19 protein-coding genes are annotated in these 25,399 nt (G+C 72.1%); 7 read left to right on the forward strand and 12 right to left on the reverse strand.

Features of this window, described 5'->3' with window-relative positions; genetic code table 11:
- Positions 1-90 precede the first annotated feature (90 nt).
- On the reverse strand, positions 91-2,004 hold the full coding sequence (locus ACIPPM_RS29150; RefSeq protein WP_401453148.1) for a glycoside hydrolase family 5 protein: 1,914 nt from the start codon (positions 2,002-2,004) through the stop codon (positions 91-93).
- Positions 2,005-2,116: 112 nt separating this feature from the next.
- Complete coding sequence (locus ACIPPM_RS29155; protein ID WP_401453150.1) at positions 2,117-4,189, reverse strand: SpoIIE family protein phosphatase; 2,073 nt, start codon at positions 4,187-4,189, stop codon at positions 2,117-2,119.
- Positions 4,190-4,296: 107 nt separating this feature from the next.
- Here ACIPPM_RS29155 and ACIPPM_RS29160 point away from each other — a divergent pair, with 107 nt between their 5' ends.
- The gene (locus ACIPPM_RS29160) at positions 4,297-4,884 is read left to right on the forward strand and encodes a thioredoxin domain-containing protein (protein WP_401453152.1); all 588 of its coding nucleotides are present in this window, start codon (positions 4,297-4,299) and stop codon (positions 4,882-4,884) included.
- Between the two features lie 106 nt (positions 4,885-4,990).
- On the forward strand, positions 4,991-5,377 hold the full coding sequence (locus tag ACIPPM_RS29165) for an NUDIX hydrolase (protein WP_401453154.1): 387 nt from the start codon (positions 4,991-4,993) through the stop codon (positions 5,375-5,377).
- 184 nt (positions 5,378-5,561) lie between these two features.
- Here ACIPPM_RS29165 and ACIPPM_RS29170 read toward each other — a convergent pair whose 3' ends face one another.
- The gene (locus ACIPPM_RS29170; protein WP_401453156.1) at positions 5,562-8,087 is read right to left on the reverse strand and encodes an ATP-dependent Clp protease ATP-binding subunit; all 2,526 of its coding nucleotides are present in this window, start codon (positions 8,085-8,087) and stop codon (positions 5,562-5,564) included.
- A 100-nt stretch (positions 8,088-8,187) separates the two neighbouring features.
- Complete coding sequence (locus ACIPPM_RS29175) at positions 8,188-9,942, reverse strand: FUSC family protein (RefSeq protein WP_401453158.1); 1,755 nt, start codon at positions 9,940-9,942, stop codon at positions 8,188-8,190.
- Between the two features lie 298 nt (positions 9,943-10,240).
- Between ACIPPM_RS29175 and ACIPPM_RS29180 the strand changes: the two genes are divergently transcribed.
- The gene (locus ACIPPM_RS29180) at positions 10,241-10,876 is read left to right on the forward strand and encodes a DUF1345 domain-containing protein (protein WP_401453160.1); all 636 of its coding nucleotides are present in this window, start codon (positions 10,241-10,243) and stop codon (positions 10,874-10,876) included.
- On the opposite strand, the gene ACIPPM_RS29185 is transcribed toward ACIPPM_RS29180, so the two are convergent.
- The 7 genes from ACIPPM_RS29185 to ACIPPM_RS29215 form a co-directional block, all read right to left on the reverse strand.
- The gene (locus ACIPPM_RS29185; protein ID WP_401453162.1) at positions 10,877-11,320 is read right to left on the reverse strand and encodes a molybdenum cofactor biosynthesis protein MoaE; all 444 of its coding nucleotides are present in this window, start codon (positions 11,318-11,320) and stop codon (positions 10,877-10,879) included.
- 52 nt (positions 11,321-11,372) lie between these two features.
- Positions 11,373-11,648, reverse strand: a complete 276-nt coding sequence (locus ACIPPM_RS29190) for a MoaD/ThiS family protein (RefSeq protein ID WP_401453164.1) — start codon at positions 11,646-11,648, stop codon at positions 11,373-11,375.
- 47 nt (positions 11,649-11,695) lie between these two features.
- Positions 11,696-12,907 carry a molybdopterin molybdotransferase MoeA gene (locus ACIPPM_RS29195; protein WP_401453166.1) on the reverse strand — a complete coding sequence of 404 codons (1,212 nt, stop codon included), beginning with the start codon at positions 12,905-12,907 and terminating at the stop codon, positions 11,696-11,698.
- Entirely contained in the window at positions 12,904-13,161 is a 258-nt protein-coding gene (locus tag ACIPPM_RS29200; protein ID WP_401453459.1) for a DUF6457 domain-containing protein, read from the reverse strand. Before ACIPPM_RS29200 ends, ACIPPM_RS29195 begins: the two co-directional genes overlap by 4 nt.
- A gap of 40 nt (positions 13,162-13,201) precedes the next feature.
- Positions 13,202-14,257 (reverse strand): GTP 3',8-cyclase MoaA, encoded by a 1,056-nt coding sequence (gene moaA / locus ACIPPM_RS29205; RefSeq protein WP_401453168.1) that lies wholly within the window; start codon positions 14,255-14,257, stop codon positions 13,202-13,204.
- 326 nt (positions 14,258-14,583) lie between these two features.
- Entirely contained in the window at positions 14,584-15,618 is a 1,035-nt protein-coding gene (gene cydB / locus ACIPPM_RS29210; protein ID WP_401453170.1) for a cytochrome d ubiquinol oxidase subunit II, read from the reverse strand.
- 23 nt (positions 15,619-15,641) lie between these two features.
- Positions 15,642-17,207 (reverse strand): cytochrome ubiquinol oxidase subunit I, encoded by a 1,566-nt coding sequence (locus ACIPPM_RS29215; protein ID WP_401453172.1) that lies wholly within the window; start codon positions 17,205-17,207, stop codon positions 15,642-15,644.
- Positions 17,208-17,522: 315 nt separating this feature from the next.
- Here ACIPPM_RS29215 and ACIPPM_RS29220 point away from each other — a divergent pair, with 315 nt between their 5' ends.
- The 3 genes from ACIPPM_RS29220 to fdhD all read left to right on the forward strand — a co-directional run bounded on the left by ACIPPM_RS29220 (position 17,523) and on the right by fdhD (position 22,325).
- Positions 17,523-19,823 carry an FdhF/YdeP family oxidoreductase gene (locus ACIPPM_RS29220; protein WP_401453174.1) on the forward strand — a complete coding sequence of 767 codons (2,301 nt, stop codon included), beginning with the start codon at positions 17,523-17,525 and terminating at the stop codon, positions 19,821-19,823.
- 319 nt (positions 19,824-20,142) lie between these two features.
- The gene (locus tag ACIPPM_RS29225; RefSeq protein ID WP_401453176.1) at positions 20,143-21,321 is read left to right on the forward strand and encodes an MFS transporter; all 1,179 of its coding nucleotides are present in this window, start codon (positions 20,143-20,145) and stop codon (positions 21,319-21,321) included.
- A gap of 167 nt (positions 21,322-21,488) precedes the next feature.
- Positions 21,489-22,325, forward strand: a complete 837-nt coding sequence (fdhD, locus tag ACIPPM_RS29230; protein WP_389000087.1) for a formate dehydrogenase accessory sulfurtransferase FdhD — start codon at positions 21,489-21,491, stop codon at positions 22,323-22,325.
- A 50-nt stretch (positions 22,326-22,375) separates the two neighbouring features.
- On the opposite strand, the gene ACIPPM_RS29235 is transcribed toward fdhD, so the two are convergent.
- Positions 22,376-23,311, reverse strand: a complete 936-nt coding sequence (locus ACIPPM_RS29235; protein ID WP_401453179.1) for a LysR family transcriptional regulator — start codon at positions 23,309-23,311, stop codon at positions 22,376-22,378.
- Between the two features lie 312 nt (positions 23,312-23,623).
- On the opposite strand from ACIPPM_RS29235, the gene ACIPPM_RS29240 reads away from it, so the two are divergent.
- A complete protein-coding gene (locus tag ACIPPM_RS29240; protein ID WP_401453181.1) occupies positions 23,624-25,393 on the forward strand; it encodes an FUSC family protein in 1,770 nt (589 codons plus the stop codon).
- The last annotated feature ends 6 nt before the right edge of the window (positions 25,394-25,399 follow it).

Consider the following 25,399-nt stretch of genomic DNA (forward strand, 5'->3'; position numbering starts at 1 on the left):
AACGGAGCGATCAACGCCCACGACTCATCGGTCAGTTCATGCCTACGCACCACGAACGGACCAACGAGCCATCGACTTTCCGGACACCCCCTAGGGCAGGGTGCGGCACAGCAGCGCCGCCGGACCCTGCCGGGCACCCAGCCGCGTGGTGAACGCGATCCCGGCCGCGTACTCGTTCACCTGGCACTGGCCCTTGTACGCGCCCTGGGCGAACTCGCCGCCCACCCCGTCCGGGGGCCGGTTGTCCGAGCGGTCGAACCACACGGTCCGCCCGCCGCCCGCCAGCGCCGTCCGGGCCGGTGCGCACAGCGCCGACGACACCCGCTCGCCCCGCAGGCCGTAGCCGATCAGGAACGCGCCCGACGGGCACTGGAGCTTGGTGTACCCGGACGCCCAGTCGCCGCCCGAGACGAACCGCTCGTCCTTGACGACGCTCTGCGCCCCGTCCGCCGCCCGGAGATCGGCCGCACCCGCGTCCGTGCACAGCCCGCGCCCGCCGGTGCTGCTCAGCCCGGCCAGCCGCAGCCCGTCCGGGCAGGCCGCCTTGTACGCGCCCGCGTCCCAGTCCCCGGTACCGCGCACCCGCAGCGACTCCACGGAGTCCCCATGGTCGGTGTTGAGCATCTTCCACACGGCGGCCGTCGGTACGGGCCCGGTCTTCCCCGGTGTGTCCATCAGGTGCCGCCAGGCGGTGGCCCGCCAGTCGCCCGAGTCGAGGAGACCGGAGCGGCGGCCGCCCTCGTCGTACCGCAGCAGCGCCCAGTCGTCGTGTCCGTCGAAGCCGACCAGCGGCCAGTACGCGAAGTCGGCGTCGTGGTCGGTGAAGTAGTCGGTGATGTTGCCGAACCAGGCGCGGGTCGCGGGGTTGGTCTCCCCGGCACCGGCGCCGAACTCGCTGATCCACACCGGCGCGGTGTAGTGGCGGCCGGACTCCTCCACGAAGAACGCCTCGTCGGTGAGCGCCGCGTTCAACTCGCCCCGTGACAGGTCCTGGTAGCGGGCGTCGTGCGTCTCGCCGATCCCCGTGGCACCGCTGTGCCGGGGGCCGGTGTAGCCGTAGAAGTGGGCCGAGTAGACCAGCTTGTGCGAGTCGACCAGGGTGTGCGAGAGGGTACGGGCCGGGGCCAACTGGGGGCGGCCGTGCGGGAGTCCGTCCACCGGGAGGCCGGTCCAGTTGATGCCCTCGATCACGATGAGCAGCCTGGGGTTGGCCTCGGTGAGGATGCGGTCGCCCGCCGTCTGGGCCGCCGCGTACCAGTCGTGCGCGTCGCCCAGGCCCCAGTTGGGGTCGTCCAGGATGTCCCGGCGGACCTCGTTGTACAGGTCGGCCCCGACCACGCCGGGTACGTTCGCGTAACGCCGGGCCATGAACACCCAGTCGTCCGCCCATGCTTGCGTGGACTGGCCGCTGTTCCAGCGCTCGTTGCCGTCGATGCCGCAGCACCAGCGGGACGTGTTGGTGTGGTTGTTCAGGATCACCGCGAACCCGGCCTGACCGAGCGCGTCCACCACCGCGTCGTACACCTGGAGCGGGGTCTTGCCGCGCAGCTGCGGGTTGGCGGTGACCGCCGCGTCCGGGACGGGAGTCGTGCGGTGGACCAGCTCGTTGGAGAAGGGCAGCCGGATGGTGTTCACGCCCAACTCGCGGAAGTCGGCGAGCAGTCGGGCGATCGGCACCCGGTCCAGGCCCAGCGGGATGTCGTGCGCGTTCTGCCCCGCGTGGTGGTTGGCCGGGTCGTCCACACTCCCGCTGCCGGTCCAGGAGCCCTGTGCGCCGTCCCAGTTGGCCGCCTTCAGCCGGAACCGGTTCCCCCGGCTGTCCACGATGTACCGGCCCCGCGTCGACAGCGGGGCCGACCAGTCGGCGGCAACCTGCTTGGCGGACTGCGCGACCGGCGCCGGTGTGGGCACCGGTGCGGCGTGGGCCGTGATGGTCAGGCTGGAGGCGAGCAGCAGCCCGGCGGCGGTGGCGGCCAGACGCAGGGAACGGGGAGCGGTCGGCATGGAGGCGGCCCTCGGCTGTGATGGGGGGTGGGAGCGCAGTGTCCACCACGGCGCGGCCGTCACGGAAGGCACCCGGGCGGCCGGTCCCGTCACATCCGTTCACACCCAACTCTCAAGCGTTCACGGCCAGTTCGGCCCAGATGGTCTTACCCCGGTGCTCCCGCCGGGTGCCCCAGCGCTCGGTGAGCTGGGAGGTGATGGTCAGACCGCGGCCGTGCTCGTCGTCGTCCTCGGCCTGCCGCAGCTGCGGGGCCGTACTGCTGTCGTCGGTGACCTCGATGATCAGCGCCTCGTCCCGGACCAGGCGCAGCCGGATCGGCCCCTCCGAGTAGCGGACCGCGTTCGTGACCAGCTCGCTGACCACCAGGGTCGCGGTGAACGACAGGTCCCCCAGATGCCAGTGCCCGAGCCGCTCGTCGGTGCGCTCACGGGCCAGCGAGACCGCCTGCGGCTCGTTCGGCAGCGACCAGGACGCCACCTTGTCGGCGCCCAGGGTGAGCGTGCGGGCGACCAGCAGCACCCCGTCGTCGGCCGGGTGGTGCGGCGCCAGATCATGCAGCAGCGCGTCGCAGATGTCCGGCAGCGGCCGGTCTCGTGGCTGCAACGCGCTGTTCAGCCGGGTCAGTTGGTCCCCGGAGTCCGGACTCGCGTCCCGCAGCAGCACCGGGTTGCACAACACCATCAGCGTGCCCGCGGGCACGTCGAAGTGCCCCGCGCGATAGCGGGGCGCGCCCCGGCCCAGCGCCGGGCCGACCGGCACCTGCGCGAAGGTCACCGGCTCGTCCGGCCGGGCCACCGCGGGCGGCGGATGGCCCGCGCTGGCCACCGTGCACCGGCCCGCCATCGGGTCGTACACCGCGTACAGACACGAGGTGCCCGCGCGCAGGCTGTCCAGGGACTCGTCCGGGTGCCGCGACTCCTCCGCGTCCAGCCGTCCCACCAGGTCGTGCAGCCGCTCCAGCAGCTCCTCGGGCGGCAGGTCGAGCGAGGCCAGCGCGCCGATCGCGGCCCGCAGACCACCCATCGTGACGGCGGCCCGGATGCCCCGCGTGGGCGGCTCCCCGACGACCAGGGCCACCCGCGCCCCGGACAGCGGGATGATGTCGAACCAGTCCCCGCTGGTGCTGCTCGGCAGATAGCTGTGCGCCGTGGCCACCGCGCTGTGCCCCGGCACATGTGCCGGACGCAGACTGAGCTGGAGGATACGGGCCACCGAGCGCTCCCGCGTGTACAGGCGCGCGTTGTCCAGGCACAGCGCGGTGTGCCGGGTCAGCTCGGTCGCCAGCCGCAGATCGTCCTCGGAGAACGGCGCGGTGCCCCGGCCCCGGTAGAAACGCGCGAGCCCCAGCACCCCGCCCCGCGCGGCCAGCGGCACCGCCATCTTTGAGTGCGCGCCGTCCGCCTGGGCGACCTCCTGCCCGCGGTGTCCGACAGGTGCCTCCTCGTGCCCGGTGTCGAGCAGCGGGCGCCCCTCGGTCAGCACCTGCTTGAACTGCGAGGTGAGCCCCGGTTCCATCACACAGCCGACCTCCACCGCCCGGTGCCCGTTGGCCGCGCGCACCGACCGGTACCCGGCGCAGCGCAGCAGCAGATCGTGGCCGAGCGCCTCCGCGTCCGGCACATCGCCCCGCAGCACCGCGTCCAGCACGTCGATCACCACCGTGTCGGCCAGGTCGGGCACGCTGACGTCCGCCAGCTCCTGCGCCGTGCGCACCGTGTCGAGGCTGGTGCCGACCCGGGCGCTCGCCTCCCGCAGCACGCTCAGCCGGACCTGCGCCCGGTGCCGCTCGGTGGCGTCCACGACGCTGAGCGCCACCCCCGGCCGCCCGCCGTCCGCGTCCCGCAGCCGGAACGCGGACAGCGCCAGCACCCGGTCCGGCGCGTCCGGCGTGGCCCCGCCCGCCACCTCCACGTCCCGCCGGGGCTCCCCGGTGGCCAGCACCTCCCGCAGCATGGCCTCCACCGGCTCCTGGTGCAGTCCCGCCGCCCAATGGTGGAACGGCTGCCCGAGCGCCCCGCCCAGCGGCAGCGCGCCGAAGTCCCCGGCCGCGTCGTTGAAGCCCACCAGCCGCAGCGTGCCGTCGAGCACGTACAGCGGGTGCGGCGAGTCGGCGAACAGCGCGTCGAGCACGGCCCGGTCCAGGTCACGTCCTCGGTCGGGGGCCCTGTGGTGGGATGTGTTCACCCCTCCAGACTGCGCCGCGAGCCACGTCGTGTCGTGCCGACCGCACCCCCGCCCACCTGCCGTGCGCACCGTTCGTGCGCCACGCCCATCTGTGCCAAGCTCGACACATGACTCCCGCAAACACGACCGGCAACGAGGGCACCACGCTGTACTACGGCGACCTGTCCGCGCCGCACGTGCTCCAGGTCTTCCTGGAGATGCGCGACCGTGCCTCCGCCCGTATGGCCAAGACGCTCCTGGACACCATCCAGCAGGGCGCCGACGACGGAAAGTACGCGGTGAAGTTCCACTTCGCCGGGACGATGGACGACACCGTGGGCGGCAACGGCGACCAGAAGGCGCTCAGCGCCCTCGCCGCCGCCAGTGACGAGGGGCAGAAGCAGTTCATCGAGTACCTCGGCGCCCTCTTCGACCACCAGCCCTTCCCGCCCGCGGAGGACAAGTTCTCCCAGGGCTCGGTGCTGCTGTCGGTCGCCGGTGACGTGGACGGCCTGCGCTCCACCGACTTCGACCACAAGGTCTCCGACGAGACCTATCTGACCTGGGCCGGGGAGTCCATCGCCACCTTCGAGACCTTCGGCCTGCCCGGCACCCCGGCCGTCTGGTACGACAAGGACAACATCCCCGTCACCACGGTCGAGGGTGAAGTGGACACCGATCCGCAGAAGTTCCTCGCCGCGATCAAGTCGTCCTGACCGCACCGGATGCGCGGCCCGGCCGCTGGGTAGGGAACGACCGTCCGGCCGTCGGGCCGGGCGGTCGACGCGTGTGTGACGGGCACGCAGGGAGGGGACAGGGCACATGACTTCCGAGCGGGAGGCCGGTGGCCGGGTGCTGGCGGTCGCGGTGTACGACGGGCGGCTGCTGCTGGTGAGCCAGGGGGACGACGCCTCCTGGACCCTGCCCTCCGGCACCGCCGAACCGGCCGAGACACCGGGCGCGACGGCCGAGCGCGTCGTGTACGAACTCACCGGCTACCTCGTCGACGGCACCGAACCGCTCGGCCCGCCGGACGGAGAGTCCCCGGACGCCGTCCCGGCCGTGGTGTGCCAGCTGCTCACCGACTCGCCCTCCGGCGGGGCCTCGCTCCCGGCCGAGCAGATCCGCTGGGTCCCCTTCGCGGACGCCGACCGGGACGCGCTGCCGTCGGCCGTGCGGGCCTACCTCCAGGGCCACCGTCCCGTCTGATCAGCCGCCGAGGAACTTCTCCCGGTCGACCACCGCCCGGTCGATCCCGCCCTCCGCGACCGGCGCGCCCGAGCCGTCGACGGCCCGCACCACGAAGGTGAGCCGTCCGCCCGACGTGCCCGGCTACGACAGGGGCGGTACGGAGAGATCCCCGTACCGCCCCTTCACCGGCCGCCGTGCGGTGTCACTCGGCGGACGCCTGCTCCTTCTCGCCGGACTCGTCCGGCTCCGGGTGACGCACACTCAGGTGCAGTGAGTCGTCCCGCACGTCGGCGACGATCGTGTCGCCCTTCTCGACCCCGCCGGACAGCACCAGCTCCGCGATCCGGTTGTCCAGCTCGGTCTGGATCGTGCGGCGCAGCGGACGCGCGCCGAACTCCGGCTTGTAGCCGTGCGCCACCAGCAGCTTCTTCGCCGCCTCGGTGACCTCCAGACCGATGCCCTGCGCCCGCACCCGCTTGGCGCTGCGCGCCAGCAGCAGGTCGATGATGTGCCCGAGGTTCTGCTCGCTGAGCGCGTGGAAGACGATCGTCTCGTCGATCCGGTTCAGGAACTCCGGCGGGAAGTGCCCCTGGAGCACCGACTCCAGCTCGCCCCGGATCTCGTCCACCTTGCCCTGGTGGGCGAGGATCAGTTGCGAGCCGATGTTGCTCGTCAGGATGACCACCGTGTTGCGGAAGTCGACGGTACGGCCCTGCGAGTCGGTGAGGCGGCCGTCGTCCAGCACCTGGAGCAGGGTGTGGAAGACATCCGGGTGCGCCTTCTCCACCTCGTCGAACAGCACCACGCTGTACGGCTGGCGGCGCACCTTCTCGGTGAGCTGGCCCGCCTCGTCGTAGCCGACGTAGCCGGGCGGGGAGCCGACCAGGCGGGAGACCGTGTGCTTCTCCTGGAACTCGCTCATGTCGAACCGGATCAGCCGGTCCTGGTCACCGAAGAGCAGCTCCGCGAGCGCCTTCGCCAGCTCCGTCTTGCCGACGCCCGTCGGACCGAGGAACAGGAAGGAACCCACCGGACGGTCCGGGTCGCCCATGCCCGCCCGGTTGCGGCGCACCGCCTGGGCGATGGCGAGGACCGCCTCGTCCTGGCCGACCACGCGGTCGTGCAGCGCGTCCTCCAGCTTGAGCAGGCGCTCCTTCTCGCTCTCGGTCAGCTGCGCCACCGGGATGCCGGTGCGGCGGGACACGATCTCCGCGATGTCGTTCTCGGTGACCGCGACCACGCCCTCACGGCGCTCCTCGATCTGCGCGAGCTCGGTCTCGATCTCGGCGATGTGGTGCTTGAGCTCCTTGGCGCGGTCGAACTCCTCGGTGGCGACCGCCTCGTCCTTCTCCCGGTTCAGCCGGGCGAGGGAGTCCTCGCGGTCCTGCACCTCCTTGGACTTGCCGCGCGAGCGCAGCCGCACCCGCGCACCGGCCTGGTCCAGCAGGTCGATCGCCTTGTCGGGCAGGAACCGGTCCGCGATGTACCGGTCCGACAGCTCGGCCGCCGCGACCAGCGCCGCGTCGCTGAACCGGACCTGGTGGTGCGCCTCGTAGGCGTCCCGCAGCCCCTCCAGGATCTGGACGGTCTCCTCGACGCTGGGCTCGGGCACCTTCACCGGCTGGAAGCGGCGCTCCAGCGCGGAGTCCTTCTCCACGTACTTGCGGTACTCGTCCAGCGTGGTGGCGCCGACGACATGCAGCTCGCCGCGGGCCAGCGCGGGCTTGAGGATGTTCCCGGCGTCCATCGAGCCCTCGCCGCCGGAACCGGCGCCGACGACCGTGTGCAGCTCGTCGATGAAGAGGATCACGTCCTGGGACGCGGACGTCACCTCGTCGATGACCTTCTTCAGCCGCTCCTCGAACTCGCCGCGGTACTTCGCCCCGGCCACCAGACCGGCCAGGTCCAGCTCGACGACCCGGCGGCCCTCCAGCGTGCGCGGCACGTCACCGGAGACGATCCGCTGGGCGAGGCCCTCCACGATGGCGGTCTTGCCCACACCGGGCTCACCTATCAGCACCGGGTTGTTCTTGGACCGGCGGGACAGGATCTCGATGGTCTGCTCGATCTCCTCACCGCGCCCCACCACCGGGTCGAGCTTCCCGGAGCGGGCGTCGGCGGTGAGATCGCGCCCGTACTCGTCCAGCGTGGGTGTGCTGCTCGGCTCCTGCCGGGCCTCGGCCTTCGCGGCGGAACCGGCGTCGCGGGCCACCTTGCCGGTGTCCACGCCCAGATTGCGGGCCACCGAGGCGGCCTGGTCGTTGCCCGGGTCGAGCAGCGCCTGCAGGATGTGCTCCGGGCCGATGTACGAGGCACCGGTCGCCTGGGAGACGGCGTGCGCCCCGATCAGTACGCGCTTGGCGGCCGGGGTCAGCCCCGGCTCGGCCGACGGGGTGCCGCTGCCCGCGGGCAAGGCCGCCTCCAACTCCTTGGCCAGGTCGTCCGGGTCGGTACCGGAGCGGGCGAGCAGGGTGCGGGACGGCTCGACCTGGGTGGCCGCCCACAGCAGATGCTCGGTGTCCAGGTCCTCGCTGCCGTCCTCGGCGGCGCGCTGCGAGGCACGCGCGATCAGCTCACGCGCGGAGTCGGTCAGCAGCCGGCCGACCGGAACGCGCTGTACCGCCGGTGGCGAGGACGCCGCGGACATCCCGAAGAAACGATTCAACAGGTCGGAAAACGGGTCTGACGATCCGAAAGAACCGAACGCACCCATAGGTGGCACTGACATATGCGCATCAGCCTCCTCTGTCTTCCCTCACGGGAACCCCAGCTAATCACAGAGGAGTTACGGAAGTCGCCGTCCATCACACATCCAACTCCGGCCGTGCTCAGTGGTGGAGAAGCCGCGCGAGCAGCAGGTAGGCGCGTTGTTCCGCCGCCGCGAGCGCCGCCGGATCGATGCCCGCCGAGAGCAGTTCGCCCGCCGCCGCGTCGTCCGCCTCACGCAACTCCACCACGGCCACGGCGAGATGGACCGGGATCACCGGATGCGGTGGCCGGGAACGGAACACCAGCGCGCGCTCGGCCCGTTCGGTCGCCTCGGTGCACTGCGCGAGCGCCCGCTCCACCCGCACCGCCGCCCGGTCGTGCACCACCAGCAGCGCGCACACCAGCCCGATCGTGATGCCGAGCAACGACCCGAGCCCCCGGTCCACGATCAGCTCCTCCGGGGACTCCGGGTCGGCCAGATCGCTCAGCAGCAGCGCCAGCGGGGTCAGGAAGACCACGCCCAGGCCGTAGTTGCGTACGACCATGTACTCCATCAGGAACTCCAGCGCCACGACCACCAGCGCCAGCAGCACCGGACCCGGGTGACCCGCCAGCACCCCGAGGGCGATCATCAGACCGAGGGCCGTGCCCAGGGTGCGCTGGACGGCCCGCTGGACCGTGGTGCGGACGTTGACCGAGTGCAGCACCGCCGCCGCCGAGATCGCCGCCCAGTATCCGTGCCCGAGGCCCAGTGCCAGCGCCGCACCGCCCGCCACCAGCGTGCCCAGCACCATCCGCAGCGCGGGCACCAGCAGCACCGACACCGGCTTGCGCCCGCCCGGCCGACCTCGCACCAGCACCCAGGCCCGCCGCGCCCCCGGATCGTCCGGCACCGGCGCGCGCGGCGAGAAGCGGCGGCCCGGCTCGCGGGGCAGCGAGGAGTACGCGGCGAGGTCGGCCAGCACCTGCGGATACCGCTGCTGCCGGTCGGCCAGCATGGCCGCCTGGGTGCGCAGCAGCCGGGCCAGCTCCGGCGGGTCCTCGGGAGTGCCGCGTGTGGAGTCGATCAGCAGCGACCAGGACAGGTCCGTCAGCCGCACACAGGTGTTGTCCTCACCGGGCCGCTTGGCGGTGGTCGGCGGCGCCAGCCCGAGCGAGTCGTACGCCTGGAGCACCGCCCCCGTCGCCCGGTGCCGGGAGCGGCCCACCCCGCCCATCGCCGTGTCCAGCAGCTCGGCGAGCTGGCGCAGGGCGGCGGCCACCGCCAGCCGCTGCGGGCGGTCGGGATGGACCAGGCGGCCCAGCACCGCCAGCACCCACGCCAGCAGCGAGCCCGCCACCGCCATGCCGGTGCGCGGCAGCACCTGGCCCGGCGTGGTGGTGGCGTTGGCGGCCACCGCGAAGGAGAACAGCAGCAGGATCGCGCCCAGCCCGCCGAGCCCGGTCGCGTCGCAGACGTACTTGCACACGCCCGCCACCAGCGCCGTCGCCGCGACCACCACCGCCGCTCCGGCCACGCTGGACCAGGGGCGCGCCACCGACGCCAGCGCCGAACCGAGGCCCACACACGCCGTCATGGCCAGCGCGACCCACGCCAGCGCCTTCGCCCGGCGGCGGTAGGGCAGATTCCGGCCGAACGTCGTGGTGAACGCCCCGAGCATCCCGTACACCGCGAGATCGGGCCGTCCGGCCAGCACCACCGGCAGGCCCGCCAGCGCCATGGCCAGCGCCGCGCGCACCGCGAACAGCAGCGCGCCGTCCACTCGCTGCAGGGCCAGCACCCCGCGCGGGAACAGCACCTGCCCGACGCCGGAGGTGTCCCACCGACGCCCGCCGCCGCTGCCGGCGGGGGAGGAACGGCGCGAAGGGGACATGTTCGGTGTATACCACCTGGCCCGGCCCCAGTCCTGATCGACTTGGGGGGAGAGGAGGGGCCTTGTGCGGGCGATGTCATCTGCCGGGCCGGAAGCGGCGGACGGGCTAGGCCCTGTCGTCACATTCCCGGCGTCCGCCCGAAGGGCGGGCGGGGCGGCGTCAGGTGCGTGCTCTCGGCGTGCCGGGCGCGGGCCCTCGTACTGGACGTACGTGGGCTCGCGTCCGGTGCGGCGAGAGTGCGTGCATGGCGTCGCCCCGCAGGCGGGAATGTGACGACAGGGCCTAAGGTGGGGCCGTATGAGCATGTGGCTGTCCGCGGTTCCCAGGCTTGCCGGTTCGCTCGTCGTCGGAGCGGTCGTCGGTGTCGTCATCGGGCTGACCGGTCATCCGGCGTCGCTGGCCACCCTGTGCGGCATCGCCGCGGTGGGCACCGTCTTCGTGGTCACCGGCTGGATCGCGCTGTGGCCCATGGACGCCGAGGCCACCCACGCCAACGCCCGGCGTGAGGACTTCCGGCCCGCCGTGGACGAACTCGTGGTCGTCGGCGTCTCGCTGTGCGGGCTCGGCGGCATCGTGCTGATGCTGGTCGCCCACCGCAGCGACGACGACACCGGCGCGGCCGCGGCCGTCGCCCTGCTCGGCGTCCTGATGGCCTGGGCCGCGCTGCACCTGATGTACACGACCCGCTACGCCTACCTGTACTACGGCCCGGCCAAGGGCGGCATCGACTTCAACTCCGAGCTGAAGCCCGCCTATCCGGACTTCTTCTACTTCAGCTACAACCTCGGCATGACCTACCAGGTCTCCGACACCAGTGTCTCCCACCCGCTGATCCGGTCGGTGGCGCTCCGGCACTGTCTGCTGTCGTACCTGTTCGGCATCAGCGTGCTGGCCACCACCATCAACCTGGTCGCGGGCGTCGTCACCGGCTGATCAGCAGGCGCCGACCCACTCGGTGGCGCCGTCCGTGAAGATCTGCCGCTTCCAGATCGGCACGTCGTGCTTGAGGGTGTCGATCAGCTTGCGGCACGCGGCGAACGCCTCCGCGCGGTGCGGGCAGGAGACCGCGGTGATCACCGCGACGTCCCCGATCGCCAGCAGACCCGTACGGTGCACGGCGGCCAGCGCGCGCACCGGGAACTCGGCCGCGATCTCCTCGGCCACCCGGCGCAGCTCGGCCTCGGCGGACGGGTGCGCGCTGTACTCCAGGGACGACACGGACCTGCCGCCGTCGTGGTCGCGGACCGTGCCGACGAACAGGGCGGTGCCGCCCGCCGCGTCGTCACCGACCGCGCCGTACACCTCGTCGAGGGAGAGTGCGGTGTCGCGCAGGCCGAGCAGGCGGATGGGGGAGGGGAGCAGGGTGGGGAGCGACATGAGGTGATCCGGTTTCCGGGTGAGAGGGGAGATGGGCGGGGTACGGGGCCGGTCAGCCGCCCGCGAAGGGCGGGAGCACCTCGACCGTGGCGCCGTCCCGCAGCGTGACCGAGGCGTGGTCGCGGACGCCGACCGGGTCGCCGTCCACCAGGAACGAGCAGACCTTCAGCACCTGCGCGAAGCGCGGCTCGTGCGCGTGGCGGGACCGCGCCTGCTCCAGTGCCTGCGCGAGGGTCCCCGCGCGGTAGGGCTCCTCCGCCGTGCCCGCCGCGCCCTTGGCCGCGGCCCAGTAGCGGATGGTCCCCGTGGATGCCGTCTTCGTCTCCATGTCCTTCGCCTTCTCGGGTGGGTCGTGTCTGAGGTGGTCGGAGTGGGTCAGCCGGTGGGCAGCGGCAGCAGCTCCACCGCGTCCCCGGCCGCCGCGCCGCCGGGCGGGACCACGGCCAGCGCGTCGGCGAGGGCCAGCCCGCGCAGCATCGCCGGACCGTCGTACGGCAGCGGGGCCACCCCGGTGCCCGCCGCGCGCACCGGCAGCAGCCGGGTGTCACGCGGGTGGCCGGGGAGCGCCTCGGCGGTCACCGCCGTGCGCGGCCCGGGGTCGGCGTGGCCGCCCAGCGCGCGCAGCAGGGGCGCGGCCAGGGTGGCCGTACCGGCCACGGCGGCCAGCGGGTTGCCGGGGAGCCCGACCAGACGGCGGGCGCGGCCGTCCGGCGTGGCGGGCAGCTCGGCCAGCAGCATCGGGTGCCCCGGCCGTACCGAGACGGAGTCGACGATCAGCCGCGCGTCCAGCAGCCGCAGCGTCTCGTGCAGGAAGTCCACGGGTCCGGCCGCCGTGCTGCCGGTGGTGATCACGACGTCGGCGGGGGAGTGCGCCACGGCCTCCCGCAGCTCCGCCAGCCGGTCGGCCACGCGGTGGTGACCGATCACCTCCGCGCCGAGCCCGCGCAGCCAGGACGGCAGCAGCGGACCGAGCGCGTCCCGGACCCGGCCGCCGCGCGGCACCCCCGCCTCCAGCAGCTCGTCACCGAGGACGAACAGCTCCACGCTGGGCCGCCGGTGCACCACCAGCCGGTCGTAGCCGCTCGCGGCCGCGAGGCCCAGGACGGGCGGGGTGACGGCGGTCCCGGCCGGGAGCAGCGGCTCGCCGCTCGCGCACTCCTGCCCGCGCGGGCGCACGTCGTGGCCCTCGGGGAGCGGACCGGCGCCGGGGGCGGCGAGGTGGAGCAGGCTCGTGGACCGCTCCACCTCGCCGTGCTCGCGGCGCAGTACGGCGCTCGCACCCGGCGGCAGCGGCGCGCCGGTGGCGATCGGCACGGCGGCGCCCGCCGCGAGCGGTTCCGGCTGCTGACCGGCGAGTACGCCCCGCTCGCCCAGCCGCCACGGGCCGGGACCGGACACGGCCCAGCCGTCCATGGCGGAGGTGGCGAACGGCGGCAGATCGGTGAGCGCCGTCAGCGGCTCGGCCAGCGCGTGGCCGAGCGCGTCCTGAAGGGTGCGCGGCACACCGGGCAGCGGAAGCCCGGCGGTGGCACGCGCCAGGGACCGGGCCCGCTCCCAGGACGGGTGGTGTGCCGGGAGGCCGGTCATAGCGCCGCCGTGCCGTTCTCACGCTCGGCGGCCCACTGCTCGGCCAGCTCGGTCACCTTGCGGTTCGCCTCGGACACCGCGTCGGCGCCGCCGCCCTGCAGCGCGGCCGCGTAGCCGACCAGGAAGGAGGTGAGCGGGGCGGCCGGGCGGGCCACCTCGTGCGCGACCACCTTGGTCATGTCCAGCAGCCCGGCGACGTCGACATCGAGGTCGATGCCCAGCTCGGACTTGGCCGCCGCGATCCATTCGTGCATCTTGTTCACTTCGTCGGTCCTCACTCGTGGGTTACGGGTCTCAGCCGCCGATGGCCGACATGGGCCGGTCGGGACGGCGGAAGTCTTCGCTGTTGATGGCGTGGCCCGGGCCCTTGACGGCGATGCAGGAGCGCCAGGCGGCCTCCAGCGCGTCGTCGTCGGCGCCCGCCCGGAGCAGGGCGCGCAGGTCGGACTCCTTGGTGGCGAACAGACAGTTGCGCAGCTGCCCGTCGGCGGTGAGCCGCACCCGGTCGCAGTTGCCGCAGAACGGCCGGGTGACGCTCGCGATGACCCCGACGAACGAGTCGGTGCCGTCGATCCGCCACTCCTCGGCCGGCGCGTTGTCCTCGCGGGGTACGGGGGTGAGGGTGAAGCGCTCGCCGATCCGGTCCAGGATCTCGGCGGCGGTGACCATCTTCTCCCGCTCCCAGGCGCCCTGGGCGTCCAGCGGCATCGACTCGATGAACCGCATCCGGTAGCCGTTCTCCACGGCGAACGCGGTCAGGTCCGCGATCTCGTCGTCGTTGACCCCCCGCACCGGTACCGCGTTGACCTTGACCGGGTCGAGACCGGCGGCGCGGGCCGCGCGCAGCCCCTCCAGCACGTCGGTGAGCCGGTCGCGCCGGGTGATGGACGCGAACCGCTCCGGACGCAGGGTGTCCAGGCTGACGTTGACCCGCCCGAGCCCCGCCTCGCGCAGCGCGACCGCGGTCCGGGCCAGCCCGATGCCGTTGGTCGTGATGGACAGCTCGGGCGGCGTGTCCAGCGCGGAGATACGGGCGATCAGACCGGGCAGACCCCGGCGCACCAGCGGCTCGCCGCCGGTCAGCCGGACCTCGGTGATACCGAGCCGCCCGGTGGCGATGCCGACCAGGCGGACGATCTCGTCGTCGCTGAGCAGCTCGTCCTTGGGCAGCCAGGCCAGCCCCTCGGCGGGCATGCAGTACGTGCAGCGCAGGTTGCAGCGGTCGGTCAGGGACAGGCGGAGGTCGGTGTGGACGCGGCCGAAGCGGTCCACCAGCGGCTCCGGGGCGGGGCGCCGACGCGTACCGGTGACGGCGGAGTCGCTGTGCTGGTCGGTGAGCGGTCGGGACACGGGCCTGCCTTCTTCCTGTGCTGCCGGGCGGCGGTCGTACGGTGTGCGGTCTTCCCGCATCGGGCGGCGGTGGCGTGCTCCGGGTGGGCGTGTGGTGCGCACCGGCCACCCGGCGCCGGGGACGCCGCCCGGCCCGACCGGACGCGGCCGGGGCGCGACGCGTCCGCGACGCCGACGCGACCGGGACACACTCCGATGATCATCTCGGTCGGCGCCCCGGCCCCCGGACATCGCCACGCCGTCGGCCGCCTCCCCCCGGCCCGCGCGCTCGGCGCGGGCACGGGAGAGGCGGCGCAGGGCGCGGCACGTCATGGCGCGTCGGGTGTTCACGACGCGACGCGGTGGACCGGTGCGTGGGCGTGCGCGCTGACGGGGATGTGCTGGACGCCGATCCGCTTGCGGAACACCCAGTAGGTCCAGCCCTGGTAGAGCAGCACCAGCGGGGTGGCGAACCCGGCGACCCAGGTGATGATCCCCAGCGTGTACGAGCCCGCCGCCGCGTTGGTCGCGGTCAGGCTCCACGCCGCGTTCAGGCTGGACGGCATCACCTCGGGGAACAGCGCGAGGAAGAGCATCGCGGTGGACGCCACCACACTCAGCCCCGAGGCGATGAACGCCCGCCCCTCGCGGGCACCGAAGTTGAAGCCCAGCGACACCAGCACCGCGAGGACGGCGACCGCCTCCGCGATCAGGCTGCGCACGTTGCCGGTGTCGACCTGGGTCCAGGTCAGGAAGGCGAGCAGCAGCAGGACGGTCAGCACACCGGCGTTCTGCGCCAGATGCCGCGCCCGGTGCCGGATGCTGCCCACCGTCTTCAGCGAGGCGAACACCGCGCCGTGGAAGGTGAACAGCACGGTCGTGGTCACACCGCCCAGCAGCGCGTACGGCTGGACCAGTTCGGCGAGGCCGCCGTGGTACTCGTGGTCGGCGCCGATCGGCAGCCCGTGGACCATGGCGGCGAACAGCACGCCCCACAGGAAGGCCAGCACCAGCGAGGTGACGAAGACGATCGCCTCCCAGTTGCGCTTCCAGCGCTCACCGTCGCGCTTGTGCCGGTACTCGAAGGCCACGCCGCGCAGGATCAGGCAGACCAGGATGACGAACATCGGCAGGTAGAAGCCGCTGAACATCGTCGCGTACCAGTCCGGGAAGGCGGCGAAGGTCGCACCGGCCGCGGTGACCAGCCAGACCTCGTTGCCGTCCCAGACGGGGCCGATGGTGTTGAGCAGGACACGGCGCTCGGTCTCGCCGCGGGCGAGCACGCGGGTCAGGATGCCCACGCCGAAGTCGAAGCCCTCGAGGAAAAAGTACCCGACCCACAGCAGGGCTATGACGAAGAACCAGAGGTCATGGAGATGCACGGTTCCGGACTCTCTCTAACTGATCAGTAGGCGAAGGCGAGCGGCTTGTCGGCGTCCGCGGGGGCGCCTTCGAGCGTCGAGGCGCCGCCGAGCTTGATGTCCCGCAGCGGTGGCCGCTCGGAGGTGACCGGCCCGCCGCCCGCGTACTTCACCAGCAGCTTCAGCTCGACCACGGCGAGCGCGATGTACAGCAGGCTGAAGCCGATCAGGGTGATGAGCTGCTCGGTGAGCGAGACGTTCGGGGAGACCGCGTCGACGGTGCGCAGCAGGCCGGTGACGGCCCAGGGCTGACGGCCCATCGCGGTGAAGATCCAGCCGAAGGAGTTGGCGATCACCGGGAAGGCCATGGTGAGGATGCCCGCCCGCCAGGCCAGACCGCTCGCCATCGCACCGAGTTCGCGGTTCCTGGTGAGCATCAGCTTCGGCACGTCGAAGGAGCCGGTGCGGTGCTCGGGGGCGACCCAGAACTTCCGCCGCGTCAGCCAGAGTCCGGCCGCGCCGAGGGAGAAGGAGGTCATGCCGAACAGGATCATCGCCCGGAAACCCCAGTACGTCATGGGGACGTTCGGGATGTACTCGGCCGGTGAGCCGCCGTACTTGGCCGCTTCGGCCTTGGCGGTGTCGTTGATGCCGGGGACCGCCGAGTGGAAGTCCTTGTGGGCGAGGAACGAGAGCAGGCCGGGGACCTGGATGTCGACGCTGTTGCGCTGATGGGCGACGTCCGGGACGGCGAGGGCGGAGAAGGGGGCGGGTGCCTCCTTGTCCCACAGAGCCTCGGCGGCGGCCATCTTCATCGGCTGCTGCTCGAACATCACCTCGCCGAGCTTGTCACCGCTGATCGCGGTGCCCAGGCCGAAGACCACGGCCAGCACCAGGCCGAGCCGCAGCGAAGTCCGCATCGCCGCGACCTTCTTGAGGTCGGTGGGCCTGCCGCGGCGCTGGAGGCGGGCGGCGCGCCAGAGGTGGATGGCGGAGATGCCGATGACGAAGGCCGCGCCGGTCAGGAACGCGGCGGTCAGGGTGTGGGCGACCACCACCAGGTTGAGCTTCTGGAAGAGCACCGCGCCGATGTTCGTCAGATGCGCCTTGCCCGCCGCCTTGTCCAGGCTGAAGCCGACCGGGTTCTGCATGAAGGAGTTGGCGGCGAGGATGAAGTACGTCGACAGGATGGTGCCGATCGAGACCATCCAGATGCACGCGCAGTGGATCTTCTTGGGCAGCTTGTCCCAGCCGAAGATCCAGAGCCCGATGAAGGTGGACTCGAAGAAGAAGGCCAGCAGGGCCTCCAGGGCGAGCGGTGCGCCGAAGACGTCGCCCACGAAGCGGGAGTAGGCGGACCAGTTCATGCCGAACTGGAACTCCTGCACCAGCCCGGTGACGACACCCATGGCGATGTTGATCAGGAAGAGCTTGCCCCAGAACTTGGTGGCGTGGAAGTACTTCGTCTTCCCCGTGCGGACGTACGCCGTCTCCAGTCCCGCCGTGATCGCCACCAGGCTGATGGTGAGGGGCACGAACAGGTAGTGGTAGACGGTGGTCATCCCGAACTGCCATCGCGCGATGGTGTCCGGGGCCAATGCCAGGTACACGGCAGGTCGCTCCTGAATGTGAATTATTGCTTGCTGTTCGTCGGCCAGCGTCGGGGAATTTCCCGACCAAGTCAAAGAGGGGCGGTCGATCGGGTAATAGGCGGTAGTTATCCTCGCCTCCCGGCACCCTGCCCCGTCCACATCATGCCTGGTCACGCCCCTGTTGGGAAATGTGTCATGCTTCCGATGGCGAACGGAACCGGAAGATAAGCGATACCTATCGCGTGATCGATACGACCTCTTTGACTTTCCCTCGCGGAATCAAAGAAAATGCCGTTCGGCGGGATTCGTATTCACGAAAGAGGCAGACACACCATGAGCAGCAGCATCGAGGACCCGATCGACGAACTGACGGTCACGCCTCCCAAGACGTGGGCGACGGGTGTCCCGGCCGTGACGCACGCGCTGGAGTACTCCCTCAGCCAGACGTCCCCGCGGCGCACCATGCTCACGCTGCTGAACATCAATCAGATCGACGGCATCGACTGTCCCGGCTGTGCCTGGCCCGAGGACAAGAAGCGGCACTTCAACGAGTACTGCGAGAACGGCGCCAAGCACATCAACGACGAGGCCACCTCGCGCCGCGTCACCCGTGACTTCTTCCAGCAGTACTCGATCGCCGAGCTGGACTCGAAGTCCGACTACTGGCTCAACCAGCAGGGCCGGCTCACCGAGCCCATGGTGAAGTGGCCCGGCGCCACCCACTACGAGCCCATCAGCTGGGAGAAGGCCTTCGAGGTCCTCGCCCGGGAGCTGAAGCAGCTCACCTCCCCCGACGAGGCGATGTTCTACGTCTCGGGCCGACTGAACAACGAGGCCGCCTTCCTCCTCCAACTGTTCTCCCGCGCCTTCGGCACCAACAACCTCCCCGACTGCTCCAACATGTGCCACGAGTCCACCGGCTGGGGCCTGGGCGCCGCGCTCGGCATCGGCAAGGGCAGCGTCTCGCTGGACGACATCCACCACTCCGACCTGATCTTCCTGGTCGGCCAGAACCCCGGCACCAACCACCCGCGCATGCTCGCCGCGCTGGAGGAGACCAAGCGCAACGGCGGTGAGGTCGTCGCGGTCAACACCCTCCCCGAGGCCGGCCTGATGCGGTTCAAGCACCCGCAGAAGGCGCGCGGTGTCCTCGGCAACGGCACCCAGATCGCCGACCAGTTCGCGCACATCCGCGCCGGTGGCGACATGGCCCTCTTCCAGGGCCTGAACAAGCTGCTGCTGGACGCCGAGGACGCCGCCCCCGGCACCGTGCTCGACCACGCCTGGATCCAGAAGAACTCCCGCGGCTTCCTCGAGTTCACCGAGAGCGTCCGCAAGATCTCCTGGGACGACATCCTCCTCGCCACGGGCATGACCATGGACGAGATCAAGGAGATCCACGAGCGGGTCATGAAGAGCAAGAGCGCCATCGTCTGCTGGGCGATGGGCGTGACCCAGCAGAAGCACGGTGTCGCCACCATCCGCGAGATCGTCAACTTCCTGATGCTGCGCGGCAATCTCGGCAAGCCCGGCGCCGGTGTCTGCCCCGTCCGCGGCCACTCCAACGTGCAGGGCGACCGCACCATGGGCGTCTGGGAGCAGATGTCCGACGCGTTCCTGGACGCGCTGGGCCGCGAGTTCGGCTTCGAGCCGCCCCGCCACCACGGCTACGACGCCGTACAGGGCATCCGGGCCATGCACGAGGGCAAGGCCAAGTTCTTCCTCGGCGTGGCGGGCAACTTCGTCCGGGCCACCCCGGACAGCGAGTACACCGAGCAGGCCATGCGCAACTGCAGCCTGACCGCGCACATCTCGACCAAGCTCAACCGCTCCCACACCGTCTGCGGCGACACCGCGCTGATCCTGCCCACCCTGGGCCGCAGCGACCGGGACATGCAGAACGGTGTCGAGCAGTGGATCACCGTCGAGGACTCGATGAGCGACGTCCACCGCTCGCACGGCAAGCTGCCCCCGGCCTCCAAGCACCTGCTCAGCGAGGTGGCCATCATCAGCCGCCTGGCGGTCGCCACCCTCGGCGACAAGTACGGCATCCCGTGGAAGAGCTTCGAGGCCGACAACGACAAGATCCGTGACCGGGTCTCCCGCGTCGTGCCCGGCTTCGAGAACTACAACGAGCGCGTCCGCCGGCCCGGAGGCTTCAACCTGCCGAGCCCGGTGAACAGCGACACGTTCCCGACCCCCAGCGGCAAGGCCGAGTTCTGGGCCAGCAAGTTCGAGATGCCGCACGTGCCCGCCGGTCACCTGCTGCTCCAGACGTTCCGCTCGCACGACCAGTGGAACACCATCTGGTACGCGCCCAACGACCGCTACCGGGGCATCCACAACGCCCGCCGCGTCGTCATGGTCAACCCGGCCGACCTGGAGCAGTTCGGCTTCCGGGACGGCGACATGGTCGACCTGGTCAGCGTGTGGACCGACAAGGAGCGCCGCGCCGAGTCCTTCAAGGTCGTCGCCTACCCGACGAGCCCCGGCTCCGCCGCCGCGTACTACCCGGAGACCAACGTGCTGGTCCCGCTGGACAGCGTCGCCGACATCAGCAACTGCCCCACCTCCAAGGGCGTGCTGATCCGGCTGGAGCCGTCCCGCGTCCCGGCCCCCGGCCTCGTCGGCTGATCCGGCCCATGAACTCCCCTCCCGACGGTCCGGGAGGGGAGGTGAGCCGTGGACGGCCCGGTACCCGCTGCCCCGGCGGGACCGGGCCGTCCACGGCTGCCACCGGAACCCGCACCACCCCCGCGGGCCCCGGCGTACGACCGCGCCGCCCCGGCACCGGCAGACCCCCGGCCCGGCCCGGCGGCCCCTTCCGCCCCCGCCCGCGACCGGCACGCCGTCACCCCGCCGGTCCCCGGGCGACGGACCGGCGCCCCCAGCAGACCTCGTCCGCACGATGCCCATTCGCGTGACCCACGCGTACAGAAAGGCACTTCACGGCATGTCCGCTTCCCGCACCGCGCACGGCTGGCTCCCGGCCGCCGGCGCGGTGTTCGCCGCAGGATGGGGCGCGAACCAGTTCACCCCGCTCTCCTCGGTCTACCGCACCCGCGAGCACTGGCCCTCCCTCCAGGTCGCCCTGATGTTCACGACCTACCTGGCCGGCTTCCTGCCCGCGCTCCTCACCGGCGCCACGGTCGCGGGCCGCCACGGGCGGCGCCGCGTGGTGCGGCCCGCGCTGCTCCTGTCCGCCGCCGCCAGCACGCTGCTGGCCGCGGCCGCCTTCGTCCGCCCCGCCGTCTACGCCAGCCGGTTCGCCACCGGCGTCGCGGCCGGACTCCTCCTCTCGGTGGGCAGCGCCTGGCTGCGCGAACTCTCCGCCGCCGACGGCCCCGCCAAGGCCGCCCGGCGCGTCACCTGGGCCACCGGCTCCGGCTTCGCCGCGGGCGCCCTCACCGCGGGTGTCCTCGCCCAGTGGCTTCCGCACCCCCTGGTGCTGCCCTGCCTCCTGCACGGTCTGCTCGCCCTCAGCGTCCTCGTCGCGCTGCGCCGCACACCGGAGACCGCGCCACCCCCGGCACGCGACGACCCGGCCGGTCCGTGGCCGCCCACCGTGACCCACCCCCGCTTCGTCCGCGTGGTGCTCCCGGCGGGCCCGGCCGTCTTCGCCGCCTCCACCGTCGCCTACGTCGTGCTGCCCCCGCTGGTGGCCGAACGGACCTCCGGCTACGCGCCGCTGTTCAGCGGACTGGTCACCGCCCTGACCCTGCTCACGGGCCTCGCCGTCCAGCCGCTGGCCGCACACCTCGACCACGCCCACAGCGCCCGCGCCACGCTCACCGCCATGGCGACGGTCATCTGCGGCCTGCTGCTCAGCGCGCTCGCCGTCCACGACGGCTCCATGGGCCTGGTCCTGCTCGCCGCCGTCCTCCTGGGCGCCGGATACGGGCTCACCCTGGCCTCGGGACTGCGCGAGATCGAACGGCTGACCAGGCCACGCGCCTGTCCTTCCACCGTCTCCGTCTACCACGGTGTCACCTACAGTGGATTTCTCACACCACTGCTGCTTGCCGTCACCGCAGGAGCCGCCCCCTACCCCGCCCTGCTGGCGGGTCTGGCCGCCATCGGCCTACTGTGCCTCATGATCACGGCGTGGCACAGCCGCCGGCACCTTCCCTGACCCGCGGGAGCGGCGGCTGCGCGAACCGCAGACCCGCCGCCGACCCGACCCACCCAGACCCCGGCGGCACCGGCACGGTCCGGCCCGCCGACCCCACCCAACCAGGCACACACCGGCTCCCGGCGACCACACCGCCCCGGCCGGAGCCCGAGGAGAGGAACAAGACCATGGGACGAGTGACCGTGCGGCGTCGAGTGCTCCGCATCCGCGACGGCGCGTCCTCGCACCGCCCGGACACGCTGGCCGCCGAGGAGCCGATGGAGATCCGGGTCGGCGGCCGCCCCCTGACGGTGACCATGCGCACCCCCGGAGACGACTTCGACCTCGCCGCCGGATTCCTGGTCAGCGAGGGCGTCGCGCACGCCGAGACCGACGTCGCGGGCATCCGCTACTGCCTGGGCGCCACGGACGACGGCTCCAACACCTACAACGTGGTCGACGTCGTCCTCGGCCCCGGAGTCGAGGCCCCCGACGCCTCCCTGGAGCGCAACTTCTACACCACGTCCTCCTGCGGCCTGTGCGGCAAGGCCAGCCTGGACGCGGTCCGCACGGTCGCCGCCTGGTCCGTCGCCGAGGACGAGCTGCGGATGAGCCCGGAGATGCTGGCGACGCTGCCCGAGAAGCTGCGCGCCGCGCAGAAGGTGTTCGACAGCACCGGCGGCCTGCACGCGGCCGGGCTCTTCTCCTCGGACGGCGAACTGCTGTGCCTGCGCGAGGACGTGGGCCGTCACAACGCCGTCGACAAGGTCGTCGGACACGCCCTGCGCTCCGGGCTGCTCCCGCTGCGCGGCTGCGTCCTGATGGTCAGCGGCCGCGCCTCGTTCGAGCTGGTGCAGAAGGCGGTCATGGCGGGCATCCCGATGCTCGCCGCGGTCTCCGCCCCGTCCTCGCTCGCCGCCGACCTCGCCGCCGAGAGCGGCCTGACCCTGGTCGGCTTCCTGCGCGGCGACTCGATGAACGTCTACACCGGCGCCGAACGCCTGGAACCCCAGCCCGTCGCCTGACGGCACCCGCCCCGGTGGCCGCGCCTCACCGGGCGCGGCCACAGCCGGTGCTACGCGAGCGGCAGCGCGGGGCCGCCGGGCAGGCGCTCCAGGGCGCCCGCCACGTCCGTGTCCCTGGCCACCTCGGCCAGCGCGCGGGCCATCACCGACCCCGGCTGCTGGGACGTCGTCACCAGGCCCACCGGCACCGTCCAGTCCGGCTCCACCAGCGGCACGGCCCGCATGCCGTGCGGCACCCCGAACACGTGCAGCCAGGCATGCGGGACGACGCTCGCCCACCGGCCGGTCCTGACGTGCGCGAACAGCGCGGCGACGGAGTCGGTCTCCACCCGTGGCGTCGGCTTCGCCCCGGCCTTGGCGAACACGTCGTCCAGCACCCGCCGCCCCTGCATCGACTCGTTCAGCAGACACAGCGGGAGCCGGGCGGCCTCCGCCCAGGTCGCCGTCGACTGATGCGCCAGACCGTCGGCCGCCGTGATCAGCAGTACATAACGTTCCTCGTACAGCGGAATGGCGTGGAAATGCCCCGAAAGTTCCTCAGGGAGATACGTGATTCCGGCGTCGATCTCGAAATGCTGGAGCTGGCGGAGAATGTCCTCCGACTGGAGGTCCGCTATCACTTCCACGGTGACCAGCGGATGCTCCGTGCAGAACGGACCGGTCAGCAGCGAGACGGCCGCGGACGCGGTCGGCACCGAGCCGATCCGCATCCGGCCGCTGAGCCCGCAGCGCAGGGCACCGACCTCGTCCCGCAGCGCGTCACGGTCCGCGAGAATCCGCTGCGCCCACACGACGATGCGCTCGCCCTCCGGGGTGAGCCCCTCGTACTTGCGGCCACGGCGGACCAACGGCACGTCAAGCTCGTCCTCCAGCTTCCGGATCGCCTCGGAGAGCGCGGGCTGGGAGACGGAGCACGCCTGGGCGGCGCGGGCGAAATGGTGCTCCCTCGAGAGAGCGACGAGGTATTCGAGTTGGCGAAACAGCACGTCATGGGTGTACCCGACAGCTGACCGAAAAGCCAATCGGCGCAGCGGCCGGACCGCCACCGGCGGACCGCGCGGACGGCCGCCGGGCCGGGGGGAGACGGCGCGCGAGCACCTTCGCCGCATGAAGACCGTATGCGAATTCACACAATGCCGGACTTCCCTTAGGGATTGTTCGGCAATTGACCGAGTGTAATGCGCGAGGGCGCTCGGCCCTCCCCGATTTGCTAGAGTTAGTGATCTATGAACCGCGGCAACACCTCTCAGCTCATCGCTGGACTGGCCCGTGTTCTCTCGCCACGTGGCTCATTCGCCATGGCCAAGGTCAGCGGAGCGCTCCCTTTCGCGCTGCGGGCCGCGCTCACCATGGCGCTGCCCACCCTGCCGCTGGTGCTGCTCGGCCATCCGAACCTCGCCGTCTTCCCGGCTCTCGGCGCCTTCACCATCACCTTCGAGCGCAGCCTGCCGCTCCGTCGCCGCAGTCGGCTCCGGGTGCTCGCGCTGGTCGCCCTGGCGATGACGGCCGCCGTCGGACTCGGCTCGCTGCTCGCCGTCTGGGTGGGCCCCTCCGGCCCCTGGAACCAGGGCCTCGCCGCCGTGGTGGGCATGGCCGCGGTCGCCGGACTCGCCAAGTTCGGCTGTGACTACGCCGGGCTGCGCGGCCTGGGCGCCGTACTGATCCTGGTCGCCTTCGCCATCACCGCCGAAGGCACCCCCGCCCTCACCGACGTACTGCCGCACACCGCGCTCACCGCGCTCGGCGCGGCCATCGCCTGGCTGGTGTGCCTGCCCAACTCCCTCCAGCCGCAGCGGCTCCAGCGGCTCGCGCTCGCGGACGCCCTGGAGTGCTTCGCCCGCGCCCTGGAGGCCGCCGGGCCGATCGAGACCTCCAAGGCCCGCCACCAGGCCATCGTGGCCGCCCTGCGCGCCTACCACGCCCTGAACGACCCCGACGACAGCGACGGCGTCCTCGGCCTCACCCGGCGCCCCTCCGGCCGCCCCGCCGCCACCGGCTACTCCGCCGACTACGTCTGGGCCCTGCTGACCACCGACGCCTGGCGCGACGCCGAGGGCGAGGTCGTCGCCCGGCACCTGCGCGAACAGGCGCGGATGCTCTCCGACCGCCGCTGGCACACCTTGCTGCCGCTCCCCGAGGAACTCCTCGACGGCTCCGGCCACTCCCACCCGGCCGACACCGCCCCCGGCCGTCCCGCCCCCGTGCTCGCTCCGCCCGAGCCCCGCCCACCGACGCCCCTCGCCCCGGCCGCACCCGGCGACGGCCCGCCGCGCAGGCCGCGCGGCCGACGTCGCCGCCGCGCCGCCGCCCTGCTGCCGACCGCCGTACGCACCTTCGTCGGCACCGCCGCCGCGGGCGGACTCGCCCTCTTCCTCGGCGTCGGCCACAGCTACTGGGCCGCGATCTCCGCCGCCGCCGTGCTGCACTCGATCAACGTGTGGAGCACCATGCAGCGGGCCGTGCAGCGCACCCTCGGCACCGCCATCGGCCTGCTGCTGACCAGCGCCGTCCTCGTCCTGCACCCCGGCCCGGTGGCGATCATCTGCCTGATCATCGTCTTCGAGTTCTTCCTGGAGTACGTCGTCGCCCGCAACTACGGCCTCGGCGTCATCTTCCTCACCCCGCTCGCCCTGCTGCTCAGCGAACTCTCCACGCCCGTCTCCGCCTCCCGGCTGCTGCACGACCGCGTCATCGGCAGCGGCATCGGCATCAGCGTCGGCCTGGTCTGCGCCCTGTTGCTGGTGCACGGTCGCGCCGCCGTCCGGATGCGGGAGGCGCTGCACCTGTGCACGGTCGTCTCCGACCAGGCCGACCACGCCCTGCACAGCACGGCCGCCCGGCGCCGGATGGCCCAGGTGCAACTGGCCGCGGCCGCCGTCGAACTGTACGAGGCCAAGGAAGCCGCCAGCGGCGAACTGCGGCCGACCGGCGTCGACCCTGCCGCCATCGCCGACGCCGAGCACCGCGCCTACGACCTGCTGGGCCGACTCAGCCGCGCCGTCCTGGCCGACGACCGCGCCAGACGCGGCCGGGGCCGCAGACGCCCCGGAGCGGCTCGGACATCGTGAGTCGTA

The sequence above is a fragment of the Streptomyces sp. NPDC090119 genome, from assembly GCF_044747085.1.
Lineage (GTDB): Bacteria > Actinomycetota > Actinomycetes > Streptomycetales > Streptomycetaceae > Streptomyces.

What these genes read in the sequence shown, in the direction of transcription:
- ACIPPM_RS29150 (WP_401453148.1), bottom strand. Translation starts at nt 2,004, where the DNA reads ATGCCGACCGCTCCCCGTTCCCTGCGTCTGGCCGCCACCGCCGCCGGG.
- ACIPPM_RS29225 (WP_401453176.1), top strand. Translation starts at nt 20,143, where the DNA reads ATGTCCGCTTCCCGCACCGCGCACGGCTGGCTCCCGGCCGCCGGCGCG.
- ACIPPM_RS29220 (WP_401453174.1), top strand. Translation starts at nt 17,523, where the DNA reads ATGAGCAGCAGCATCGAGGACCCGATCGACGAACTGACGGTCACGCCT.
- fdhD (WP_389000087.1), top strand. Translation starts at nt 21,489, where the DNA reads ATGGGACGAGTGACCGTGCGGCGTCGAGTGCTCCGCATCCGCGACGGC.
- ACIPPM_RS29240 (WP_401453181.1), top strand. Translation starts at nt 23,624, where the DNA reads ATGGCCAAGGTCAGCGGAGCGCTCCCTTTCGCGCTGCGGGCCGCGCTC.
- ACIPPM_RS29200 (WP_401453459.1), bottom strand. Translation starts at nt 13,161, where the DNA reads ATGCACGAATGGATCGCGGCGGCCAAGTCCGAGCTGGGCATCGACCTC.
- ACIPPM_RS29170 (WP_401453156.1), bottom strand. Translation starts at nt 8,087, where the DNA reads ATGTCAGTGCCACCTATGGGTGCGTTCGGTTCTTTCGGATCGTCAGAC.
- ACIPPM_RS29165 (WP_401453154.1), top strand. Translation starts at nt 4,991, where the DNA reads ATGACTTCCGAGCGGGAGGCCGGTGGCCGGGTGCTGGCGGTCGCGGTG.
- ACIPPM_RS29195 (WP_401453166.1), bottom strand. Translation starts at nt 12,907, where the DNA reads ATGACCGGCCTCCCGGCACACCACCCGTCCTGGGAGCGGGCCCGGTCC.
- ACIPPM_RS29180 (WP_401453160.1), top strand. Translation starts at nt 10,241, where the DNA reads ATGAGCATGTGGCTGTCCGCGGTTCCCAGGCTTGCCGGTTCGCTCGTC.
- ACIPPM_RS29190 (WP_401453164.1), bottom strand. Translation starts at nt 11,648, where the DNA reads ATGGAGACGAAGACGGCATCCACGGGGACCATCCGCTACTGGGCCGCG.
- ACIPPM_RS29185 (WP_401453162.1), bottom strand. Translation starts at nt 11,320, where the DNA reads ATGTCGCTCCCCACCCTGCTCCCCTCCCCCATCCGCCTGCTCGGCCTG.
- ACIPPM_RS29160 (WP_401453152.1), top strand. Translation starts at nt 4,297, where the DNA reads ATGACTCCCGCAAACACGACCGGCAACGAGGGCACCACGCTGTACTAC.
- ACIPPM_RS29175 (WP_401453158.1), bottom strand. Translation starts at nt 9,942, where the DNA reads ATGTCCCCTTCGCGCCGTTCCTCCCCCGCCGGCAGCGGCGGCGGGCGT.